Genomic DNA, 18,934 nt, shown 5'->3' with positions numbered 1-18,934 from the left:
TGAATCTTTTATAAATCATAAACCTATAGATCATGAAAATTACTGCATTAAGGTATATCCCAATCCCCTGCGAGTTCGAATAAAGGTATTCCCAAGCTTTTTACGAAGATGATGAATATGCACTTCAACAGCATTACTTTCCACTTCATTTCCCCAGGCATATAGCTTATCTTCAAGCTCTTCTCGGGTAAATGTGCGAGTAGGATGTTGCATCAAAGTATGTAAAATGGCATATTCTTTCGCCGTTAAGCTTACTGTACAACCCTCTTTCTCTACCACTTTCGTTGCAGGATCTAATGTTACATCTCCGTGAGTAAATACTGCTTCCGTCTGCTGACTGACTCTGCGCGACATTGCTCTAATTCTTGCGGATAATTCTTCTAAATCAAAAGGCTTCACAAGATAATCATCTGCACCTAAATCTAAACCCTCAATACGATCTGCAATACTATCCATTGCCGTAATCATAATAATGGGTAAATTTTTCTTTTGCCCCCGAAAGAGCTTTAAAATCATATCTCCGGATAATCCCGGCAAACCACGATCTAGTAGTAAACAATCGTAAGTATCTACCATGACATTTTTTGCATCAGCGCCATTTGTCAGCCAATCAACAATATAGCCATCCATCTCAAGCCATTGCTGAATCGTTTCACCAAGGGATAAGTCATCTTCTATCAATAATATTTTCATGAATCTATCTTAATCCTTCTTTCTTAAGAAAATCTTAATCTTCGCCATTTTAACTCCTTCAATATCAGTCCCATTCCTACGAAAAAGTTCCTATTGATAAGCGGATAAAACAGTATTCAGTATCCCTCTATTTCTCGATAAACTCATCTACTTTTTATAAAGCTCACTATAAAAGTCATACTGTGAAAATAGTGATTAATATTGAAGCCTTTAACAAGAACATATATGATGTGACATCGTAAAATCTCCTTATATATTTGAACATATAGGTTCAAATTCCCACAGAATAGCATTCAATAAAGACCCTTCATTTATGGCAACATCTTCTACTCGCTCTATCACTGAAAGAATCTTTCATGCTTGTACTTTTGAATTTTTTGCGATTGTTTTTACAATGCTGATCGGTGTTTTCCTACTAAATAAACCCGTAAGTTCAATGGGAGTTGTATCAGTCTTAATCTCGCTAACAGCACTGCTTCTAAACATCCTATTTAATTGGCTTTTTGATAAGTTATTCCCCTTCGTCAATGGCGACCGCCCGATTAAAATCCGCATATTGCATGCCGTAGGATTTGAAGCCACATTAGTACTTTTCACAGTTCCGATGCTGGCCTATATTCTAAAAGTGTCATTATTAGAAGCATTGATGATCGAAGCAGGATTACTCGTGTTTTTCCTCTTTTATACCTACCTCTATAATTGGGGATATGATCAGATTCGGAAGATGATTGTGAAACGTTATCATCAGAAAAAATACCCCTCGTAAAATTCAATATTAAAAATATTGAAGCTCATCCTACTAATAACAAACAAAAATAAAACCCAATATATTAATAGTAATGATTTAATTAACAATTAAGCATCTAACCCTTTCATAAAATAGAACTTAATCTTCCTATTGCCATTTTATGACGCCATCATATTTAGTATAAAAATTTACCATTCTTGACAACTGTGATAAAATTTCGCATTCATTTTGAAGTTTTATTTAATCTACATCAATAAACAAGCGAATATTCGCAGAAATTTAGTTTTAAACTGCTTAAGGTCAAGATAATCAATGAGAAATTTCTATTCATCTACGTTAGGTAAATACCTAGTGGCAATACCTATTTCGATGGCTTTAATAGGCTGTGCATCTGTTAATAATGATATATATTCTGTTAACAATGAAAACAGCGACCCTATTATTAAGGTCACTAGAGATAACAATAAAGCTGAACGTATTAGTAAAAATGGTACGGAAGAATGTCAAACCGCTTTCTACATCAATGATACCAAAGTCGGTAACTTTGTCATAAATGACAGCGCAAATTACCAACTAGCTCCTGGAAATTACAACTTTAAAGTCGATAACTGCCAAGGCAGATGCTCAACATATGGTACTGATGTTGAGATTAAATCCGGCGAGACGAAATCATTCACATTATCAGCTGATTCTACTGGAAAACCATTCATTATCTTGAATAAATAATTCTAGAGAATTCAATAGCGTTCAAATTTACATATTATTAATAAATTAAGGTAATACAATAATGTCCACTTTTGTTGTCGTAGACAAAAAATCATTAAGTGAAACGAGCATAGAAGGCTCGAATATAAACCTTCAAGCACCATCAACTATACAGATGCAAATGCACAGAGATGATGTTGCTGAATTCATTCAAGATGGGAATGATCTCATCTTAAAACTCAAAAACGGTAAAACTATCGTTATTAAGAACTTCTTTGCAAAGAAAGATGATGAAGAATCAGATTTACTTTTCGAAGATGAAGATTGCGCATTCCCAATCTTACCATGGTTACTAGGCGCAGCAGGCGCTGGTGCCATTGCAGCCCTCGCTAGCGGCGGTGGTGACGGTGGCGGAGATGATTGGTATCCAGGTAATGGTGAAGATTCTGATTCGGATGATTCCGAATTCGAGAGTGATTCAGACAGCGACTCTGATTCGGACAGTGATTCTGATTCCGACAGCGATTCTGATTCAGATAGTGACTCTGATTCAGATAGTGACTCTGATTCAGATAGTGACTCTGATTCGGACAGTGATTCTGATTCGGACAGTGACTCAGACTCAGATAGCGACTCTGATTCTGATAGTGATTCAGATTCAGACAGTGACTCAGACTCTGATAGTGATTCAGATTCAGACAGTGACTCAGACTCTGACAGCGACTCTGATTCAGACAGTGATTCTGATTCAGACAGCGACTCAGACTCAGATAGCGATTCAGACTCTGACAGCGATTCAGATTCTGACAGTGACTCAGATTCCGACAGCGACTCAGACTCAGACAGCGATTCAGATTCGGACAGTGATTCTGATTCGGACAGTGACTCAGATTCAGACAGCGATTCAGATTCAGACAGTGACTCAGATTCCGACAGCGATTCAGACTCTGACAGTGACTCTGATTCGGACAGCGATTCAGACAGCGACTCTGATTCGGATAGTGATTCAGATTCAGACAGCGACTCCGACTCTGACAGTGACTCTGATTCCGACAGTGATTCAGATTCCGACAGCGACTCAGACTCTGATAGCGACTCAGATTCGGATAGTGATTCAGACTCAGATTCAGACAGTGATTCCGACTCTGACAGTGACTCTGATTCAGACAGCGACTCTGATTCGGACAGTGACTCAGACTCTGACAGTGACTCAGACTCAGACAGCGACTCTGATTCAGACAGCGATTCAGATTCGGACAGCGACTCAGATTCCGACAGTGATTCAGATTCCGACAGTGACTCTGATTCAGACAGTGATTCTGATTCAGACAGCGACTCTGATTCTGACAGCGACTCTGATTCTGACAGTGACTCAGACTCTGACAGCGACTCAGACTCTGATAGTGATTCTGATTCCGACAGTGACTCAGATTCAGACAGTGACTCCGACTCTGACAGTGATTCAGATTCCGACAGTGACTCAGACTCTGATAGTGATTCAGATTCGGACAGTGACTCAGATTCAGACAGCGACTCCGACTCTGACAGTGATTCAGATTCCGATAGCGACTCAGATTCAGACAGCGACTCAGACTCTGATAGTGATTCAGATTCAGACAGTGATTCAGATTCCGACAGCGACTCTGATTCAGACAGCGACTCTGATTCAGACAGTGATTCAGATTCCGATAGCGACTCAGACTCTGACAGTGACTCTGATTCCGATAGTGATTCAGACTCTGATAGTGATTCAGATTCAGACAGCGACTCTGATTCCGATAGCGACTCAGACTCTGATAGTGATTCAGATTCAGACAGTGACTCAGACTCTGACAGTGATTCAGATTCCGACAGTGACTCAGACTCTGACAGTGATTCAGATTCAGACAGTGACTCAGACTCTGACAGTGATTCAGATTCGGACAGTGATTCAGACTCTGACAGTGATTCAGATTCCGATAGTGACTCTGATTCGGACAGCGATTCAGACTCTGACAGCGATTCAGACTCTGATAGTGACTCTGATTCCGACAGTGATTCAGATTCAGACAGTGACTCCGACTCAGACTCTGACAGTGACTCAGATTCAGATAGCGACTCAGATTCCGACAGTGACTCTGATTCGGACAGCGACTCAGACTCAGATTCAGACAGCGATTCAGATTCCGACAGTGACTCTGATTCGGACAGCGACTCAGACTCAGATTCAGACAGCGATTCAGATTCCGATAGTGACTCTGATTCAGACAGCGACTCAGACTCTGACAGCGATACTGATAATGAACGTCCACAGGTTAAAATTGAGTTTGATAAAGAAGGAAATATCATCCTAAAATTCCCTGAAGATATGGATCATGATTCTTTTGATCCTAATAACGTCGTAGAAGTCAAAGATCCAGAAGGTGAGCTTATCCCTGGTATTGAATTTACAGGTCCTGATAAAGATGGTAATTACATTGCAAAAGGACCTGAAGGTTCTAATGACTTCACAGTGACAGTTCCTGAAGGATCTTATCAAGATAAATCTAAAAATCCGGGCTATAAAGGTGAAAATAGCAAGAGTAATACCTCTCCTGATATCGAAGATTGGTCTGGTGAGATCAAAGAGGATTATCAAGAGGTATATGGGGATAAGGTTATCCATGATGTAAATGAAGTCTTCGGAAATAAACATGATGATGTCGATGCAGATGGAGATAACGTTACTTATAAAATTCTTTCCGGTAATGAAGAAGGTCTTTTTGTTATCAATGAGCAAGGTGAAATCAGACTAGCAGATGGCGTATCTTTAATTGGTAAAAAAGGTCCTTTCACTCTGATCGTAGAAGCTTCTGATGGTAAGGGTGGTTTTGATGAAGCAACTATTGTCATTGGCATTGAGGGTCAAGGCGAAGGTGTTCCAGATGATACTCCTCCAACAGTCACTGTAGAAATTGATCCGGACAATAAAAATGAAGTAACCTTCACATTTAGCGAAGTACCTTATGGCGCAGATGGTAAACCATTGACTAAAGAAGAGTTAAAAGAGTTAATCGAAGCGAAAAATGCTGAAATTGATTTTGACAACTTAGAGATATCAGAAGATGGTTTGACTTGGAAAGCTCCAATCAAAGCAGAAGCTGAAGGTGAGATGAAGATTGACATCATCGTAGATGGCGATAATTTCTATGCTGATAAGGTTGGTAATGTTGGTTCAGAAGCCGGTGACTCTGTTGTTGTTAAACCACCAAAAGTGGAATACGGTTCTGGATTATCTAATCCTGATATTACAGGTACAGATTCTGATGGTAATCCGATTACAGATGGCAAGTTCGCAAACAATAGCCAGGATCGAAATCCAGGCAATGGTGTCGTTGGCAAATACTACAAACATCAATTAGAATTTGAGATTCCTGAAGGGGAAGATCTTAGCTCTGTGCGCAGTGTTATCAACCTAGATAAACTTGATAACTCATTTATGATCTGGGTAAATGATACGCCCATTGCAAATACTGATGTATTCCAAGTCCAAAGACCAGATGGGCCTCATGGAGATGGGACACATGAAGATAATCAAATTGCTTTAGTATTTAAAGATGGATCTTGGTTATCTGAAGGAAAGCCTTGGGTAGAACATGCAGATGGTTTACCTCGCTTCCAAATTGTCATGACTGAAGATGGTATCCGCTTCTATGCAACACGTAGTCCAACATCACCAGTATTAGAAGAGATTTTCTTTAAAAACTCTTCCGATAAAGACCTGTTAAATGACATTAAGTTCCATGAAGGTAAGAACGAGATTATTGTCGGCAATGCTGATGGTGTCGGCAATGATTCACTCCAAGGATCTTTATCACTTACCTTTGGTGGTAAATTTGTCATTGCGGATGAAGATAGTCAAAACCTTGAAAGCATGACGATTACAATAACAGGTGCACAAGACGGGGATATACTCATACCTGTATTACCTAATGGGATTAATCCTCCTAATCCTGAAGATATCATCATCATAGATGGTGTTATGACAATAGTTTTTTCAGGCATAGCCTCTCCTAAGGATTATCAAGATGCTTTGAACTCCATCATGTTTAAAGGAGACTTGGCAGGTAAACGTGGTATCTCGATTACTGTTAAAGATACCACTGGATTAGAATCTGAAGTTGCTAATGGATCCTTAGACTACGACCCAGATAATGGTTCTATCTCACTTGGTAAATTTAACTATGAAGATATTGCCGTATCCATGAAAGGCGATGATATTATCGAGGGTACGGATGATACTGATACCTTAATTTATGATCTTTTATCAGGATTCGGTAAAGGGGAAGGCGGTAAAGGTGGTCATGGTATTGATACTTGGGAAGACTTTGGTCGTGGTAATCCAGCGGATAGCAATGCAGATGTAATTCAGTTTACTGAAGACTTCTTCAATGGCTTAACATTGGATGACTTGCTCTCAGGAAACAGCGAGAAAGTTGGTCAGTTTATCTCTGTAGATTATGATGAGAAAACTGGTACAGCTACAATCTCAGTGGATAGAGATGGTTCTGGAAATACCTACGAATCAGAAGTTCTGCTTCACTTAACAAACCAAGATCGTCAAATGACTTTAGATGAGTTATTAGAAAATAATCAAATCATTATTGGCTAATACACAACTCTAGTATTTTATGACTAATAAGCATGCTGTGGGATCTACCTACAGCGTGCTTTTTTATTGCCTCTCAATTTTGAAGCATAAAAAAACCCTTGCCTAATTTGGAAAGGGTTTACTTTTCTCACAATGCTCTACAGCGATATTTTAAATATTACCGGCATTAAATCTTTCCATGAAGATCTGTGATTCATCAATGCCGTACTGCTTCAATGCTTCAGCTTGGATTAACATAAATGCATCAGGACCACAGATATAGTAATCAGCCTCTTTTGGCAACAATGCTGGCGATACTTCTGAGAGCGATAATCGTCCGATTGTATCTGGCGAAATGATCTCAGAATGATTCTGTTCACATGCTAAATATGTTTGAAGCTGTGGCAATTGTTGTTGTAGTTCTAATATTTCTTGGTTAAAAGCAAATACCAGATCATTACGGCACGCATGAATAAAGGAAACATCATTGCCGGAAGCATCTTTTGCAAGTTGATGAAGCATTGCCATCATCGGTGTAATGCCAACGCCGGCACTTATTAATACATTCGGTTTATCGCTATTTTGTAAATAGAAAATACCATTCGGCGCTGATACTTCGACGATATCGCCCACTTCTATATCACGATGTAAAACCGTTGAAACATAGCCTGCCGGCAATTCTTGTGTCGCATCTTCCCGTTTAACAGAAATTCGATAACAATCCTCTAAGCCATAATGCGATAACGTATATTGACGCGGTTGTTTACAATCTAGCTCCGGCACAAAGAGACGAATTGAAATATATTGCCCTGCTTTATATGCAACAACGGATTGTTGATCTTTCGGCTTGAGATAAAAAGAAGTAATCTCTTCACTCTCTTGTTCTTTTCTAATAACCTTAAATTCCCGCCAATTATCCCAACCATTTTCAGTTGAACGCTCGGCTAAATATCGTGCTTTTTCGCCTTCAATTAAAATATTCGCCAATTGGGTATAAGCAATATTCCAAGCTTCGATTAACTCACTTTCCATTGGCACATTCAGTACTTCGCTGATGGATGCTAATAAGTTTTCGCCAACAATTGCATACTGCTCTGGCTGAATATTCAAGCTTACATGTTTGGTAATAATCTGATTTACAGCTGAACCCAAAACAGCAAGGTTTTCAATGTTTGCGGCATATGCTAATACTGCAGATGCAAGTGCTTTAGATTGATCGCCGGTACGCTGATGCCCCATATTGAATACTTCCTTCAACTCAGGATTAAGACGTAACATTCTGTCATAGAAATAAGTCGTCAATGCTTCGCCACTTTCGCGAAGAATAGGAACGGTATCGGTAATTAATTGTACTTGCGAGGCTGTTAACATTTCATACTCCTTAAAGATATATTTAAAATGAATCTTAAAGAAAAATTACAAAAACACAAGCTTTTTACAAACAAATCTTATTTTCATAAAGCGAGATAGAATAAAAACCCTTTCTAAACAATCACTCAAGATACTCGTACTGAAAATTAATTTTCTTCATCATTACCATTACGATATTTTTTATATTCCCGTTTTATCAGTTCATAAAAAACAGCCTTAAAGAAAATTTCCAAGGCTGCTTGATAAAAAATAGCATCAATCACTTTTAGATTTTATGTATTGAATCTCATATAGAGTGATCTCATTCTTGGAAAATCTCAAATAAATACAAAGAAGGATAAAATTTATATCGATGATTATCCTCCATTCTTTTAATTTAATAATTGCTTAATAAATCACAAGATTCTTGATAACCATTTTCACAACTTTTCCTCAACCAAAATAAAGACTCTTTTAATCTATTTTCTTCTTTATATATTTCTGCTAGATGAATTTGTGCATCTATAACATTGACTCTAGCAGCTTCTAAATATAGGCTTCTAGCCTTTGTCATATCTTTTGGAACAGCTAATCCTTCCTCATAAATTAAACCTAATCCATATATAGCATCATTCCCACCCGGCATATTTCGGGCTACTTCAAATAAATCTAGAGCCTTTTTATGTTGCTCCAAATTTCTATCTAAAAGATATATAAAGCCTAAATTAATTAGTGAATGGACATCATTTTGTTCAGCACCTAACTTATACCAATAAATTGCTTTGTCTAAATTGATGGGTACACCAAGTCCTAACTCATAAAACTCAGCAAGTAATCCTTGAGCTTCAGAAAAACCTTGAAGAGCCGATAATTCATACCACTTAATTGCTTCAGGGTAGTTTTCATTTATCGAGTAAATTATGCCAACTAAATATTGATCTAAAGGATCTTTAGATTTTAAGGCTTGTTCTTCTGCCATTTTTTTAATTTCTGGCATTTGATAAAGTGATACTAGCTTTAACAATGATTCATCGTTATTTTGGCGTGCACTTTTTTCATACCAATACATTGCTCGTAGAATATCTTTAGAAACACCGTACAATCCTAACTCATATATATTCGCTAATTCTTTTTGACTAATATCGTGCCCAACACTTGCCGCCATCTTATAAGCACACATAATTTTATTGGGATTATAGTTATCCTCTTTAATATAATATTGAGCGTATTGATACGGAATTTCTGCATCCACATATTTTATTCCAATAGCAATTAAGGCCCCTTTTTCTAACAATTCTGATTCATTAAGATCTTTGTTGTTACTATTTAAAAGTTCTAAAATATCACTACAGGCTCCAAAAGAGAGTTTAAATAAAAGAATCATAAAAACTATCGTTAACCGCATATATTAATTCCCCTTTTAAGCTTCATTTTCAATTTCTCTATCTATATATACTCTTGATTCTTGATACAAAGTTAGAATACTTTGTTCCAAAAAAATAATCCTCCCATTTTCAACAGAAAAAAAGCCCTTTCTTAAAAGGGCCTTTCAACTTTTAGTTTATCAATTGGAATGCTGGTTCATCTTATATGAGAACCGACACAAAATTATACGTCTAAGTTACCTACAAGCTGTGCATTCTCTTCGATGAATTCTCTGCGAGGTTCTACTTCATCGCCCATGAGCATTGTGAATACTTCATCTGCTTTTACGGCATCTTCTACTTTCACTTGTAACAGACGGCGAGTATCAGGATCCATTGTGGTATCCCAAAGTTGCTCGGCGTTCATTTCCCCAAGACCTTTATAGCGAGAGACTTGCTGACCACGTTTTGCTTCATCGATCAACCAATCTAAACCTTGCTTAAATCCTGTGATTTCAAGTTTACGCTCTCCACGTTGAACATATGCGCCTTTCTGAATTAATGCATGAAGTTCTGCTGATAACACAGCAATCTCTTGATATTCATTAGAATTAATAAAACGTGCATCAATAATATATTGATCTTCAATATTATAACGCTCGCCGGTAATGATAATTTGCGCTGTTTCAGGATTTGCCACAACCGTATAATTCACTGAACCTTCAGAAATATCGTGCTGTAACTCTTTCTCTAAAGCTTTCGCCCAATTAGCCGAATCACCACTACCAAGTAATGCTTCAGTAATCACCGGAAGTTCTAAGAAATGATAAAGTGCTTCTTCCGGAATACGATGGCTAATACGCGCAATAATCTGCTCAACTTTCATCAGCTGTTTCGCAAGGTTTTCCATCACAATGGATGAAATTGCCGGCGCTTCAGCGCTTGGATGCATCGAGCCATTTTCAAGTGCCGTATTTAAGAAATATAACGCTAATTCATTATCATCTTTGATGTACGTTTCTTGACGGCCACGTTTTACTTTATAAAGTGGTGGCTGAGCGATGTAGATATGTCCACGTTCCACTAATTCACGCATTTGACGATAGAAGAAAGTGAGAAGAAGCGTACGAATATGCGCTCCATCCACGTCCGCATCCGTCATAATTACAATGCGATGATAACGTAATTTGTCAGGATTAAATTCATCACGACCAATGCCGCAACCTAATGCCGTAATCAATGTGCCAATCTCGGCAGATTGAATCATTCTGTCGAAACGCGCTCTTTCTACATTTAGGATTTTTCCTTTAAGCGGTAAAATCGCTTGGAATTTTCGGCTACGTCCCTGTTTTGCAGAACCGCCCGCCGAGTCTCCTTCCACAATGAAAAGTTCTGATTGCGCAGGATCTTTCTCTTGGCAATCTGCCAATTTCCCTGGTAAGCCGGCAATATCTAATGCACTTTTACGGCGGGTATTTTCTCTCGCTTTACGAGCCGCTTCCCTTGCCATTGCTGCATCGATAATTTTCGAAGTAATCGCTTTTGCATCATCTGGGCTTTCTAATAAAAACTCTTCTAAACGCTCTGCTAAAATTCCATCAACCACAGGACGAACTTCACTAGAAACCAGTTTTTCTTTCGTTTGTGATGAGAATTTTGGTCCTGGAATTTTCACAGAGATAATGGCAGTTAAGCCTTCTCTTGCATCATCGCCCGTTGTAGCAATTTTTGCTTTTTTCAGTAAACCTTCATCTTGCATATAACGGTTCAATGTTCTTGTCATTGCCGCTCTAAAGCCCGCTAAATGCGTTCCACCATCACTTTGTGGAATATTGTTCGTGTAACAAAATACGCTCTCTTGATAAGAATCTGTCCACTGAAGGGCGATTTCTACGCTGATATTATCTTTGAAGTTATCGCAGTAAAAAATCGTATCATGAATTTTATTACGGTTTTTGTTAATGAGCTCCACGTACGCTTTGATTCCGCCTTCATATTCGAAGATATCTTCACGGTCATTACGCTCATCTTTCAAAACAATACGAATGCCGGAGTTTAGGAATGCGAGTTCTCTTAAACGCTTATAAAGAATGTCATATTCGAAATCAATATTCGTGAATACTTCTTTACTTGGTTTGAAGTAGACGGTTGTTCCGTGACGATCTGTTTCGCCGATCTCTCTTAAGAGATAATCAGGCTCTCCCAGCGTATATTCCTGTTCATGGATTTTTCCATGCTTATGAATCTCAAGCTTTAACTTAGAAGAGAGCGCATTTACAACCGAAACCCCAACGCCGTGAAGTCCGCCGGAAATGGCATTATCTTCAAACTTACCGCCGGCATGAAGTACCGTCATCACAACTTGCGCGGATGAAACCCCTTCTTCAGGGTGAATATCCACAGGAATCCCGCGACCGTTATCGGTAACAGTAATAGAATTATCGACATGAATGGTCACGCTGATGTCATCGCAGTGACCTGCTAATGCTTCATCAATCGCATTATCAACCACTTCAAATACCATGTGATGAAGACCGGTGCCATCATCGGTATCTCCAATATACATTCCAGGACGTTTACGAACTGCGTCGAGCCCTCTTAAAACCTTGATGCTTGGAGATTGACTTTCAGTTGTCATTCACAATACCTCTTTATGATTCTTATAAAACTTTTTATTATTCAATAACCGCAGATTATACCATTTTTTGAGCAACTCCGTCATTAAGTTGATAATGACTCATACTGCTCTTTAAGATAGGATCTGTCAGCTCTGGAAACTCGTTCTCTTCTAAACAGGTCACAAATAGTTGAGATTTTTGTGCGATTAATTCTTCTAATAATATTATTCGTTTATCTTCATCTAATTCCGCTGTCAAATCGTCCATTAATAATATCGTGGAAGATTGATTTAATGTTTGATGTAAACGTATTTGCGATAACATTAAGGCAATGGTTGCAAGCTTCACTTGCCCACGAGAAAGATGTTGCGCCGCTATTCTGCCATTGCTTTTCAGCGAAAAATCTGCCCGATGTGGCCCTGTTCGGGTAAATGTCATCTGCCGATCTCTTGCTCTTGTTTCAGCGAGCTCTTCTCGTAATTTCCCTTCTGTAAAACCCGCTTGATACTCCAAAGTCCATGCAATATCCGTAGAAATTAAACGAGATAAGAGATCTAAGACTAACGGCGTTAATTCCGCCACAAACGATTGCCGGGAAAGATGCAAACTCTCGCCGGCATCTGCCATCTCTTCCTCTAAACTTGCTAAAACGGAATCCGGATAATGCCCTTTGAGCGCCGCATTTCTTTGAGATAATGCACGATCATAGCGTTGCCAAATCCGTAAATACGATTCGTAATTTTGAAACAGCCCCCAATCCATAAATTGCCGACGCGCTTTTGGCTCTTGCATTAAGTTCGTACCGGTATCTGGCCCTAAAAAGAGCATCGGTAAGAGTTTTGCTAAGTGCGAACGTCTTTGAACCGTTTCCCCATCTTGCCGGACTTTGACTTCCGCTTTCGTGCGTTCAAGCCCGAGTAAAGATTCAAGATCAAGCTTTGGAGAATAGAGTTTCGCGATCACACGAAAATACTCTTCGCCTTCACAAATGGCCTGATTAATACGAGAAGTGCGGAAAGATCCAACTTGAGAAAGGAAATAGAGGGATTCTAAGAGAGAGGTTTTGCCGGAAGCATTTTTTCCAACAATTAAATTAAATCGCGAGTCAAACTCAAAGTTCTGACTCGCTAAATGTCTAAATTTTTCTACCTGAAGAGATCGAATAATCACTCGAAATTAGAGTCTCATCGGCATTACAACATAACGAACATCATCGCTATCGGAGTTTTGAATCAAACAGCTCGAATTCGTTGCCGTAAAGCTTAAACGCACCATATCGTCATCTAATACTTTTAATGCTTCGATTAAATAACCCACATTAAATGCTGTTGCGAATGATTCGCCTTGGTAGTTTACTTCCACTTCTTCTTCCGCTTGCTCTTGCTCTGGGTTATTTACCTGAAGCTTTAAGAGATAATCAGATACTGTGAAGCGAATACCACGGAATTTATCTTGTGATAACACAGATGCTCGGCTCAATGCTTCGATCAACCCTTGGCGATCTGCCACAATGATTTTGTCACCTAATGGCGGAACTACACGATTATAATCGGGGAATTTACCATCAATAAGTTTCGTTGTGAAAACGATACTTCCAAGCTCTACACGAAGATGATTTTCGCTTAATTCTAAATGTAATGGCGCAGATTCATTCTCGATCAGCTTCAATAGCTCTTCTACCCCTTTTCTTGGGATAATAAGCTGTTTTTGTAAGCCTGATGATTCTGAAAGCTCTAAATAAGAAACCGATAAACGGTGACCATCTGTTGCAACCGCATTTAACTGCGTACCGTTCACATCCAGCAGTAAACCATTTAAGAAATAACGTACATCCGAAACCGCCATTGAGAACGCAACACGCTCAATCAATTTACGCAGGGCATTTTTCGGAAGCGTTAATGTTTTCTCAAATTCTAAATGATCTGATACCGGATAATCTTCCACCGATAAACAGCTCAACGTAAAACGGGATCTGCCGGCAGTGATCGTTGCTCTTAAATCCGACACTTCAATTTGCACTTCGATGCCATCTGGAAGCGCTTTTAAAATATCAAACAATTTACGTGCCGGAAACGTCACAGCGCCTTGCTCGATCGGAATGTGCGGGAATGAGCATGTTAACTCAATCTCTAAATCCGTAGTGGTTAAGGTAATTTCATCTTCACTCACTACACACTTTACATTCGCTAAAATCGGGAGCGTTTGTGTTCTATCAATCACACCGATGATCGCCTGTAGTGGCTTCATCAACTGTTCTCTTTGAATAACTAACTTCATATGTCCTCTTCTAGAATCTTATGTTTGTGAGTAATAAGTAAATATCATTATGATGGAAACTCTTTCCAACTCGGAATCACTTTTATAAGATCATATCCGTCAAAAAAATAAATTCACTGCAAAAATTATAGCACGATATTTTGAAGCTTACCACGCGTAAAAAGCACGTAGAAATGCGACATTTGAAGCATATTCCGCATCATATCAATCTCTACAAGGCTTATCCACAATCTTATTCACAGATACTGATTTCTTTGGTCAATTCTTATTAAAAGTGTATGAAGAATGAATTTCTCATCAATCACTTAATCCATATTTATAGCATTAAATGCCGTAAATATGTCAATTCCTCATGGTTTTTTATAATTCATTTTTTAAAACTAATTAAGAACTTGAATCCTAAAAAGCGTAAATCAAGCCTAAAGCTGACCTGCCCAATCTTTTAAATAGCGATCTTTCAAAGTCACATATTGCTGCGCCGAGAAGAATAAACCTTCGATCTCTTTATCCGTTAATGTCTTAATTCTTCGTGCCGGAGCGCCGACCCAAACTTCGCCTGTTTTCACGATTTTTCCTGGTGCTAAAAGTGCACCCGCGCCTAAAATACTATGTTTCTCTACCTTTGATCCATCGAGCAATGTCGCACGCATTCCAATTAATACACCTTCTTCCACCGTGCAACCATGAAGCATTGCGCCGTGACCAATCGTGGCATCTCTGCCGATAATCGTTGGAAAACCATGAGGTGGATGAGCGCCAATATTTGTGACGTGAATAATAGAGCCATCTTGGATATTCGTACGATCTCCAATCTCAATATAATTCACATCCGCACGCATAATCACGCCCGGCCAAATGGAAACATCATCGCCGAGTTTAATATCGCCGATTAATCGTGCGCTTGGATCAATCCAAGCCCGCTCACCAATCTCTGGATTTTTGCCTTCGAAACCCATAATATTATTCATTGTTCACCTTCGTTTTTATGCTACTACTATTACAGTACTGATTTGATGGATGTCACTAAACATTCAATATATGAAACATTCATTAAATCATACAGCATATTATAAGGATTTCACGATAAACCCCGAAGAACATTGAGTTGCCAACCTTTTACTGCACTCATTGATGATATGGAATAAAAATGACAAACGAGATAAAAATAAATCCACTAGCGCCACATCGAGAAGCGATCGATAAAATTGATAGTGAGATTTTAAGACTCCTAAACGAACGCGCAAAGGAAGCGAAAGCCATCGGCGATATTAAAATCGCCAGCGGAGATACAGAAATGTATCGCCCGGAGCGAGAAGCACAAGTACTTTCTAATAAGATGAAAGCTAATCCCGGGCCGATTCCTGATACCGATATTGCGCGCCTATTTCGAGAAATTATGTCGGTCTGTTTGTCATTAGAAAAACCTCTCAATATCGGTTATCTCGGCCCTGAAGGCACATTTACCGAAGAAGCGACGATTAAGCATTTTGGCGGTTCTGCGCATAGAACGCCGGTTCGCACCATTGATGAAATTTTCCATGCCGTTGAATCTGGAAAATATGATTTTGGAGTCGTGCCGATCGAAAACTCCACAGAAGGCGCCGTTAATCAAACGTTAGATTGCTTCCCATCTTCCAATGTCTATATCTGCGGAGAAACAGAGCTGAAGATTCATCAAAATTTGATGTCTCATGAAACCGATCTCAAAGCGATCAAAACGCTCTATGCACATCCGCAATCACTAGCGCAATGCCGCTCATGGATTGATGAGCATCTTCCACATGTAGAACAGATTGCAACAAATTCTAATGCCGGCGCTGCAGAAAGAGCGGCAAAAGAGAAAGGCTCAGCGGCACTTGGCGGAAAGCAAGCGGCTGAAGTTTATGATCTACCGATTTTAGAGAAAAACATCGAAGATAATCTCACGAATAGCACACGATTCCTGATTATCGGCAATAAACGTATTCCGGCAAGTGGCAATGATAAAACCACCATCCTTGTATCAGCAAATGATCGCCCGGGGTTATTACTGCATCTCATTGCGCCTCTTTCCAAATACAATATTACGATGACACGCATAGAATCTCGCCCGTCAAAAAACAGTAATTGGAGCTACGTTTTCTTCATTGATGTTCTTGGGCATTTTGAAGAGCACGGATTACAGCTTGCGCTAAAAGAGATCGAAGATGTTTCCTCGTACTTTAAAGTGCTCGGATCATATCCTATTGCGCTCTACTAACGACGCTATTAATAATATTATAAAACAGATATAAAATAGTGCCGGTAACCGCCGGCATTTCTCAATTCACCAAGGATTCGGTCACTATGCAACATACATACATTCCTAAGCACGACATCGTTTTTATTAAAAATTTAGCGCTCGATGTGATCATCGGCATTTATCCCCATGAACGCACGAATATCCAACCCATCACGCTCAATATTGAGATGGTTTGGGATAATCGCCCTGCGGCAAAAAGTGATGATATTGCCCTCACGCTCGATTATGAAAAAGTCAGTAATTACGTGAAAGATTTTGCGAAAAACTCGGCATTTCTATTAGTCGAAACCTTCACAGAAAAGCTCGCAAGACAGCTCATTGAAGAGTTTAATATTCCGGCATTAACGATTGAACTCAATAAACTCACGGCAATCGAAGATACGGAAGCAGTCGGCGTTCGCATCTACCGCGAAAAAGATCATTATATCAATGCTTCTTTAACCTAAATAGATTCAAAACAGCTCAAAAAAGCGATCAAGTCATCATAAAAAATACCGGCGTTATTAGATAACCGTCGGTATTTTTTGATAACAAACTAAAGGAGAATAATTTTGAACCAATTATATGAACATCCGGCAACAGATCCCAAATTCAAAGCTATTCGAAAAAAATTTGAAGCACCCTTACAACAATTTCATGACTTTGCTGAACAGCAATCTATTAAAGTAGGTAAGGCGCAAAAGCCAAGTGGTAAGGCTGGTTCTTATAGGCTGTACTTAATACGATATATTCTACTATACCAAGAAAAATTCAAAGAAGAAATTCATGAGCTAAATACCTTCGATACATTAAGGAAAATAAATCGTATCAATGAATTACCAGACTTCAGAACATTAAATAGGGGCGGTTTGGACGGCAAGAAAGGTCATGGTTTTTTTAGTGCTACCTTTACTTGTTTCAAGGAATTTTTAATCCACTTGGCTTCAACTTCCGAAGATCAATCTGATATTGAGTTTCAAACAAAGATTAATAATATCAAAGATATTGATGGCGAAAAGGTTTTAGCCAGTATTCTAAAAACTCCTAAACCTCGTCCTGAAAAATCAACAAAACCAAATGCATCTAATGCTTATACTAGAAACCCCATAGAAGGTCTTGCTGCGAAAATTCTAAGTGAATGGAACTGTGAATTAAATCCTTCTCACACCACTTTTATCGCAGATTCACATAATAAGCCTTTTCTTGAAGCACATCATTTGGTGCCAATGGCTTTCCAGAATAACTTCGATCACTCGTTGGATTTTACAGGAAATATTGTAGCCTTATGCCCAAACTGCCATCGCCTAATCCATCATTCTGAACCAAAGACAAAAAAAGAAGCTCTCCAAAAGCTGTACCAATTACGAAAAGAGAAACTAAATGAATTTGGCATCGAAATCGAACTTAATACTTTACTGAAATATTACAATATCCAGTAAATTAAAATTGTTGATGAAATATCAGTTTCTGCTATAAGAAACCGACACTTACAAACTTTTAACATTTGTCTTTTTGATCCCTAAACCTTTCCAAAAACCGGCATCGTATTTTAATTCTGGTGTTCCGGTAAATCCTTTTGTGATGTCGAGCTCATAACCTTCTCTCAACCTCTTATATCTTACCGAAGTAAGTGCTATTTGATCCCAATCTCCGACATACTGCAATTGCGAAAGCGTGTCCGGATAATCTCCCGTCCTTACTTTATGAAGCTCGATCAAAGCAATGGCCGTTTTAAAGTGTTGATCTCCAAATTGAGAATCCGCAGCTTTATCCAAATCACATCCATACAACATCGATACTAACACCAATATTCCAACCGCTTTCATAAGATAATGATTCATCATGATGATCCTCTTTGTTAAAAAATTAATGTATACTACATAATCATTAAATATATACAATCAAATTAACCGCAGGATTATTCCTTATTAATAAAAAATTGATGTCTTTAATGCCTTATTCATACTCATTTTTCGTTGTTTTACCTCTATCAAGAAAGATGCTTTATAACTAGCTAGAAACGGCTATAACCTTTATAAAATCTAGCTTAGATAGATTTTAACCATCGAATCTCATTCAGGAAGTCTATATAAAGCACCTAAAAATTCTTAAGGAAATTTCATGCAATCTTTTACAAAAAACCAATAAAATTTTAAAGAAGGCAGATTCAAATACGAAGCGCAACAAGTACGTTTTTGACCAAATACTCATAAGGTGTTAAATATCCTAACACCTTTCGAGGTCTATTATTTAGTAGATCTTCCACATATTGAACTGCTTGCGGATCAAGGTTATCTAAACGTTGATTTT

General features: G+C 38.6%; 14 protein-coding genes. 6 read left to right on the top strand and 8 right to left on the bottom strand.

Translation table 11 applies throughout. From position 1 onward, the window contains the following. Positions 1–39: 39 nt before the first annotated feature. Positions 40–693: a response regulator transcription factor gene (locus ACYSN2_RS10060; RefSeq protein WP_461750132.1), complete on the bottom strand. Its 654-nt coding sequence runs from the start codon at positions 691–693 to the stop codon at positions 40–42. 313 nt (positions 694–1,006) lie between these two features. Between ACYSN2_RS10060 and ACYSN2_RS10055 the strand changes: the two genes are divergently transcribed. The 3 genes from ACYSN2_RS10055 (at position 1,007) to ACYSN2_RS10045 (ending at position 6,776) form a co-directional block, all read left to right on the top strand. Continuing rightward, positions 1,007–1,459 carry a PACE efflux transporter gene (locus ACYSN2_RS10055; RefSeq protein WP_461750131.1) on the top strand — a complete coding sequence of 151 codons (453 nt, stop codon included), beginning with the start codon at positions 1,007–1,009 and terminating at the stop codon, positions 1,457–1,459. Between the two features lie 333 nt (positions 1,460–1,792). After that, positions 1,793–2,167, top strand: coding sequence for a hypothetical protein (locus ACYSN2_RS10050; protein ID WP_461750130.1), 375 nt, complete (start codon positions 1,793–1,795; stop codon positions 2,165–2,167). Between the two features lie 61 nt (positions 2,168–2,228). Continuing rightward, positions 2,229–6,776: a BapA/Bap/LapF family prefix-like domain-containing protein gene (locus ACYSN2_RS10045; RefSeq protein WP_461750129.1), complete on the top strand. Its 4,548-nt coding sequence runs from the start codon at positions 2,229–2,231 to the stop codon at positions 6,774–6,776. Positions 6,777–6,926: 150 nt separating this feature from the next. Here the strand turns inward: ACYSN2_RS10045 and hmpA are convergent, their stop codons facing one another. The 6 genes from hmpA to ACYSN2_RS10015 form a co-directional block, all read right to left on the bottom strand. Continuing rightward, positions 6,927–8,126: an NO-inducible flavohemoprotein gene (gene hmpA, locus ACYSN2_RS10040; protein WP_461750128.1), complete on the bottom strand. Its 1,200-nt coding sequence runs from the start codon at positions 8,124–8,126 to the stop codon at positions 6,927–6,929. 376 nt (positions 8,127–8,502) lie between these two features. Beyond that, the gene (locus ACYSN2_RS10035) at positions 8,503–9,510 is read right to left on the bottom strand and encodes an SEL1-like repeat protein (protein ID WP_461750127.1); all 1,008 of its coding nucleotides are present in this window, start codon (positions 9,508–9,510) and stop codon (positions 8,503–8,505) included. A 203-nt stretch (positions 9,511–9,713) separates the two neighbouring features. After that, the gene (gene gyrB, locus ACYSN2_RS10030; protein ID WP_461750126.1) at positions 9,714–12,107 is read right to left on the bottom strand and encodes a DNA topoisomerase (ATP-hydrolyzing) subunit B; all 2,394 of its coding nucleotides are present in this window, start codon (positions 12,105–12,107) and stop codon (positions 9,714–9,716) included. 55 nt (positions 12,108–12,162) lie between these two features. Then, entirely contained in the window at positions 12,163–13,257 is a 1,095-nt protein-coding gene (gene recF, locus ACYSN2_RS10025; RefSeq protein ID WP_461750125.1) for a DNA replication/repair protein RecF, read from the bottom strand. 6 nt (positions 13,258–13,263) lie between these two features. Then, positions 13,264–14,364 carry a DNA polymerase III subunit beta gene (gene dnaN / locus ACYSN2_RS10020; protein ID WP_461750124.1) on the bottom strand — a complete coding sequence of 367 codons (1,101 nt, stop codon included), beginning with the start codon at positions 14,362–14,364 and terminating at the stop codon, positions 13,264–13,266. Positions 14,365–14,783: 419 nt separating this feature from the next. Next, positions 14,784–15,332 (bottom strand): gamma carbonic anhydrase family protein, encoded by a 549-nt coding sequence (locus tag ACYSN2_RS10015; protein WP_461750123.1) that lies wholly within the window; start codon positions 15,330–15,332, stop codon positions 14,784–14,786. 179 nt (positions 15,333–15,511) lie between these two features. Here ACYSN2_RS10015 and pheA point away from each other — a divergent pair, with 179 nt between their 5' ends. From pheA to ACYSN2_RS10000, 3 genes are all read left to right on the top strand, one after another. After that, the gene (gene pheA / locus ACYSN2_RS10010; RefSeq protein ID WP_461750122.1) at positions 15,512–16,603 is read left to right on the top strand and encodes a prephenate dehydratase; all 1,092 of its coding nucleotides are present in this window, start codon (positions 15,512–15,514) and stop codon (positions 16,601–16,603) included. A gap of 86 nt (positions 16,604–16,689) precedes the next feature. Further along, a complete protein-coding gene (gene folB / locus ACYSN2_RS10005) occupies positions 16,690–17,091 on the top strand; it encodes a dihydroneopterin aldolase (protein WP_461750121.1) in 402 nt (133 codons plus the stop codon). A gap of 105 nt (positions 17,092–17,196) precedes the next feature. Beyond that, a complete protein-coding gene (locus tag ACYSN2_RS10000) occupies positions 17,197–18,063 on the top strand; it encodes an HNH endonuclease (RefSeq protein WP_461750120.1) in 867 nt (288 codons plus the stop codon). A 48-nt stretch (positions 18,064–18,111) separates the two neighbouring features. Here ACYSN2_RS10000 and ACYSN2_RS09995 read toward each other — a convergent pair whose 3' ends face one another. Further along, positions 18,112–18,468, bottom strand: coding sequence for a hypothetical protein (locus ACYSN2_RS09995; protein ID WP_461750119.1), 357 nt, complete (start codon positions 18,466–18,468; stop codon positions 18,112–18,114). Positions 18,469–18,934 lie beyond the last annotated feature (466 nt).

It is taken from the genome of Ignatzschineria sp. LJL83 (assembly GCF_054871845.1).
This window is presented reverse-complemented; position numbering and strand designations above follow the sequence as displayed.

Bases quoted from the DNA above. Each gene is read 5' to 3' on its own strand.
- ACYSN2_RS10060 (WP_461750132.1), bottom strand. From the start codon at position 693: ATGAAAATATTATTGATAGAAGATGACTTATCCCTTGGTGAAACGATT.
- ACYSN2_RS10055 (WP_461750131.1), top strand. From the start codon at position 1,007: ATGGCAACATCTTCTACTCGCTCTATCACTGAAAGAATCTTTCATGCT.
- ACYSN2_RS10045 (WP_461750129.1), top strand. From the start codon at position 2,229: ATGTCCACTTTTGTTGTCGTAGACAAAAAATCATTAAGTGAAACGAGC.
- hmpA (WP_461750128.1), bottom strand. From the start codon at position 8,126: ATGTTAACAGCCTCGCAAGTACAATTAATTACCGATACCGTTCCTATT.
- ACYSN2_RS10035 (WP_461750127.1), bottom strand. From the start codon at position 9,510: ATGCGGTTAACGATAGTTTTTATGATTCTTTTATTTAAACTCTCTTTT.
- gyrB (WP_461750126.1), bottom strand. From the start codon at position 12,107: ATGACAACTGAAAGTCAATCTCCAAGCATCAAGGTTTTAAGAGGGCTC.
- dnaN (WP_461750124.1), bottom strand. From the start codon at position 14,364: ATGAAGTTAGTTATTCAAAGAGAACAGTTGATGAAGCCACTACAGGCG.
- ACYSN2_RS10015 (WP_461750123.1), bottom strand. From the start codon at position 15,332: ATGAATAATATTATGGGTTTCGAAGGCAAAAATCCAGAGATTGGTGAG.
- pheA (WP_461750122.1), top strand. From the start codon at position 15,512: ATGACAAACGAGATAAAAATAAATCCACTAGCGCCACATCGAGAAGCG.
- folB (WP_461750121.1), top strand. From the start codon at position 16,690: ATGCAACATACATACATTCCTAAGCACGACATCGTTTTTATTAAAAAT.
- ACYSN2_RS09995 (WP_461750119.1), bottom strand. From the start codon at position 18,468: ATGATGAATCATTATCTTATGAAAGCGGTTGGAATATTGGTGTTAGTA.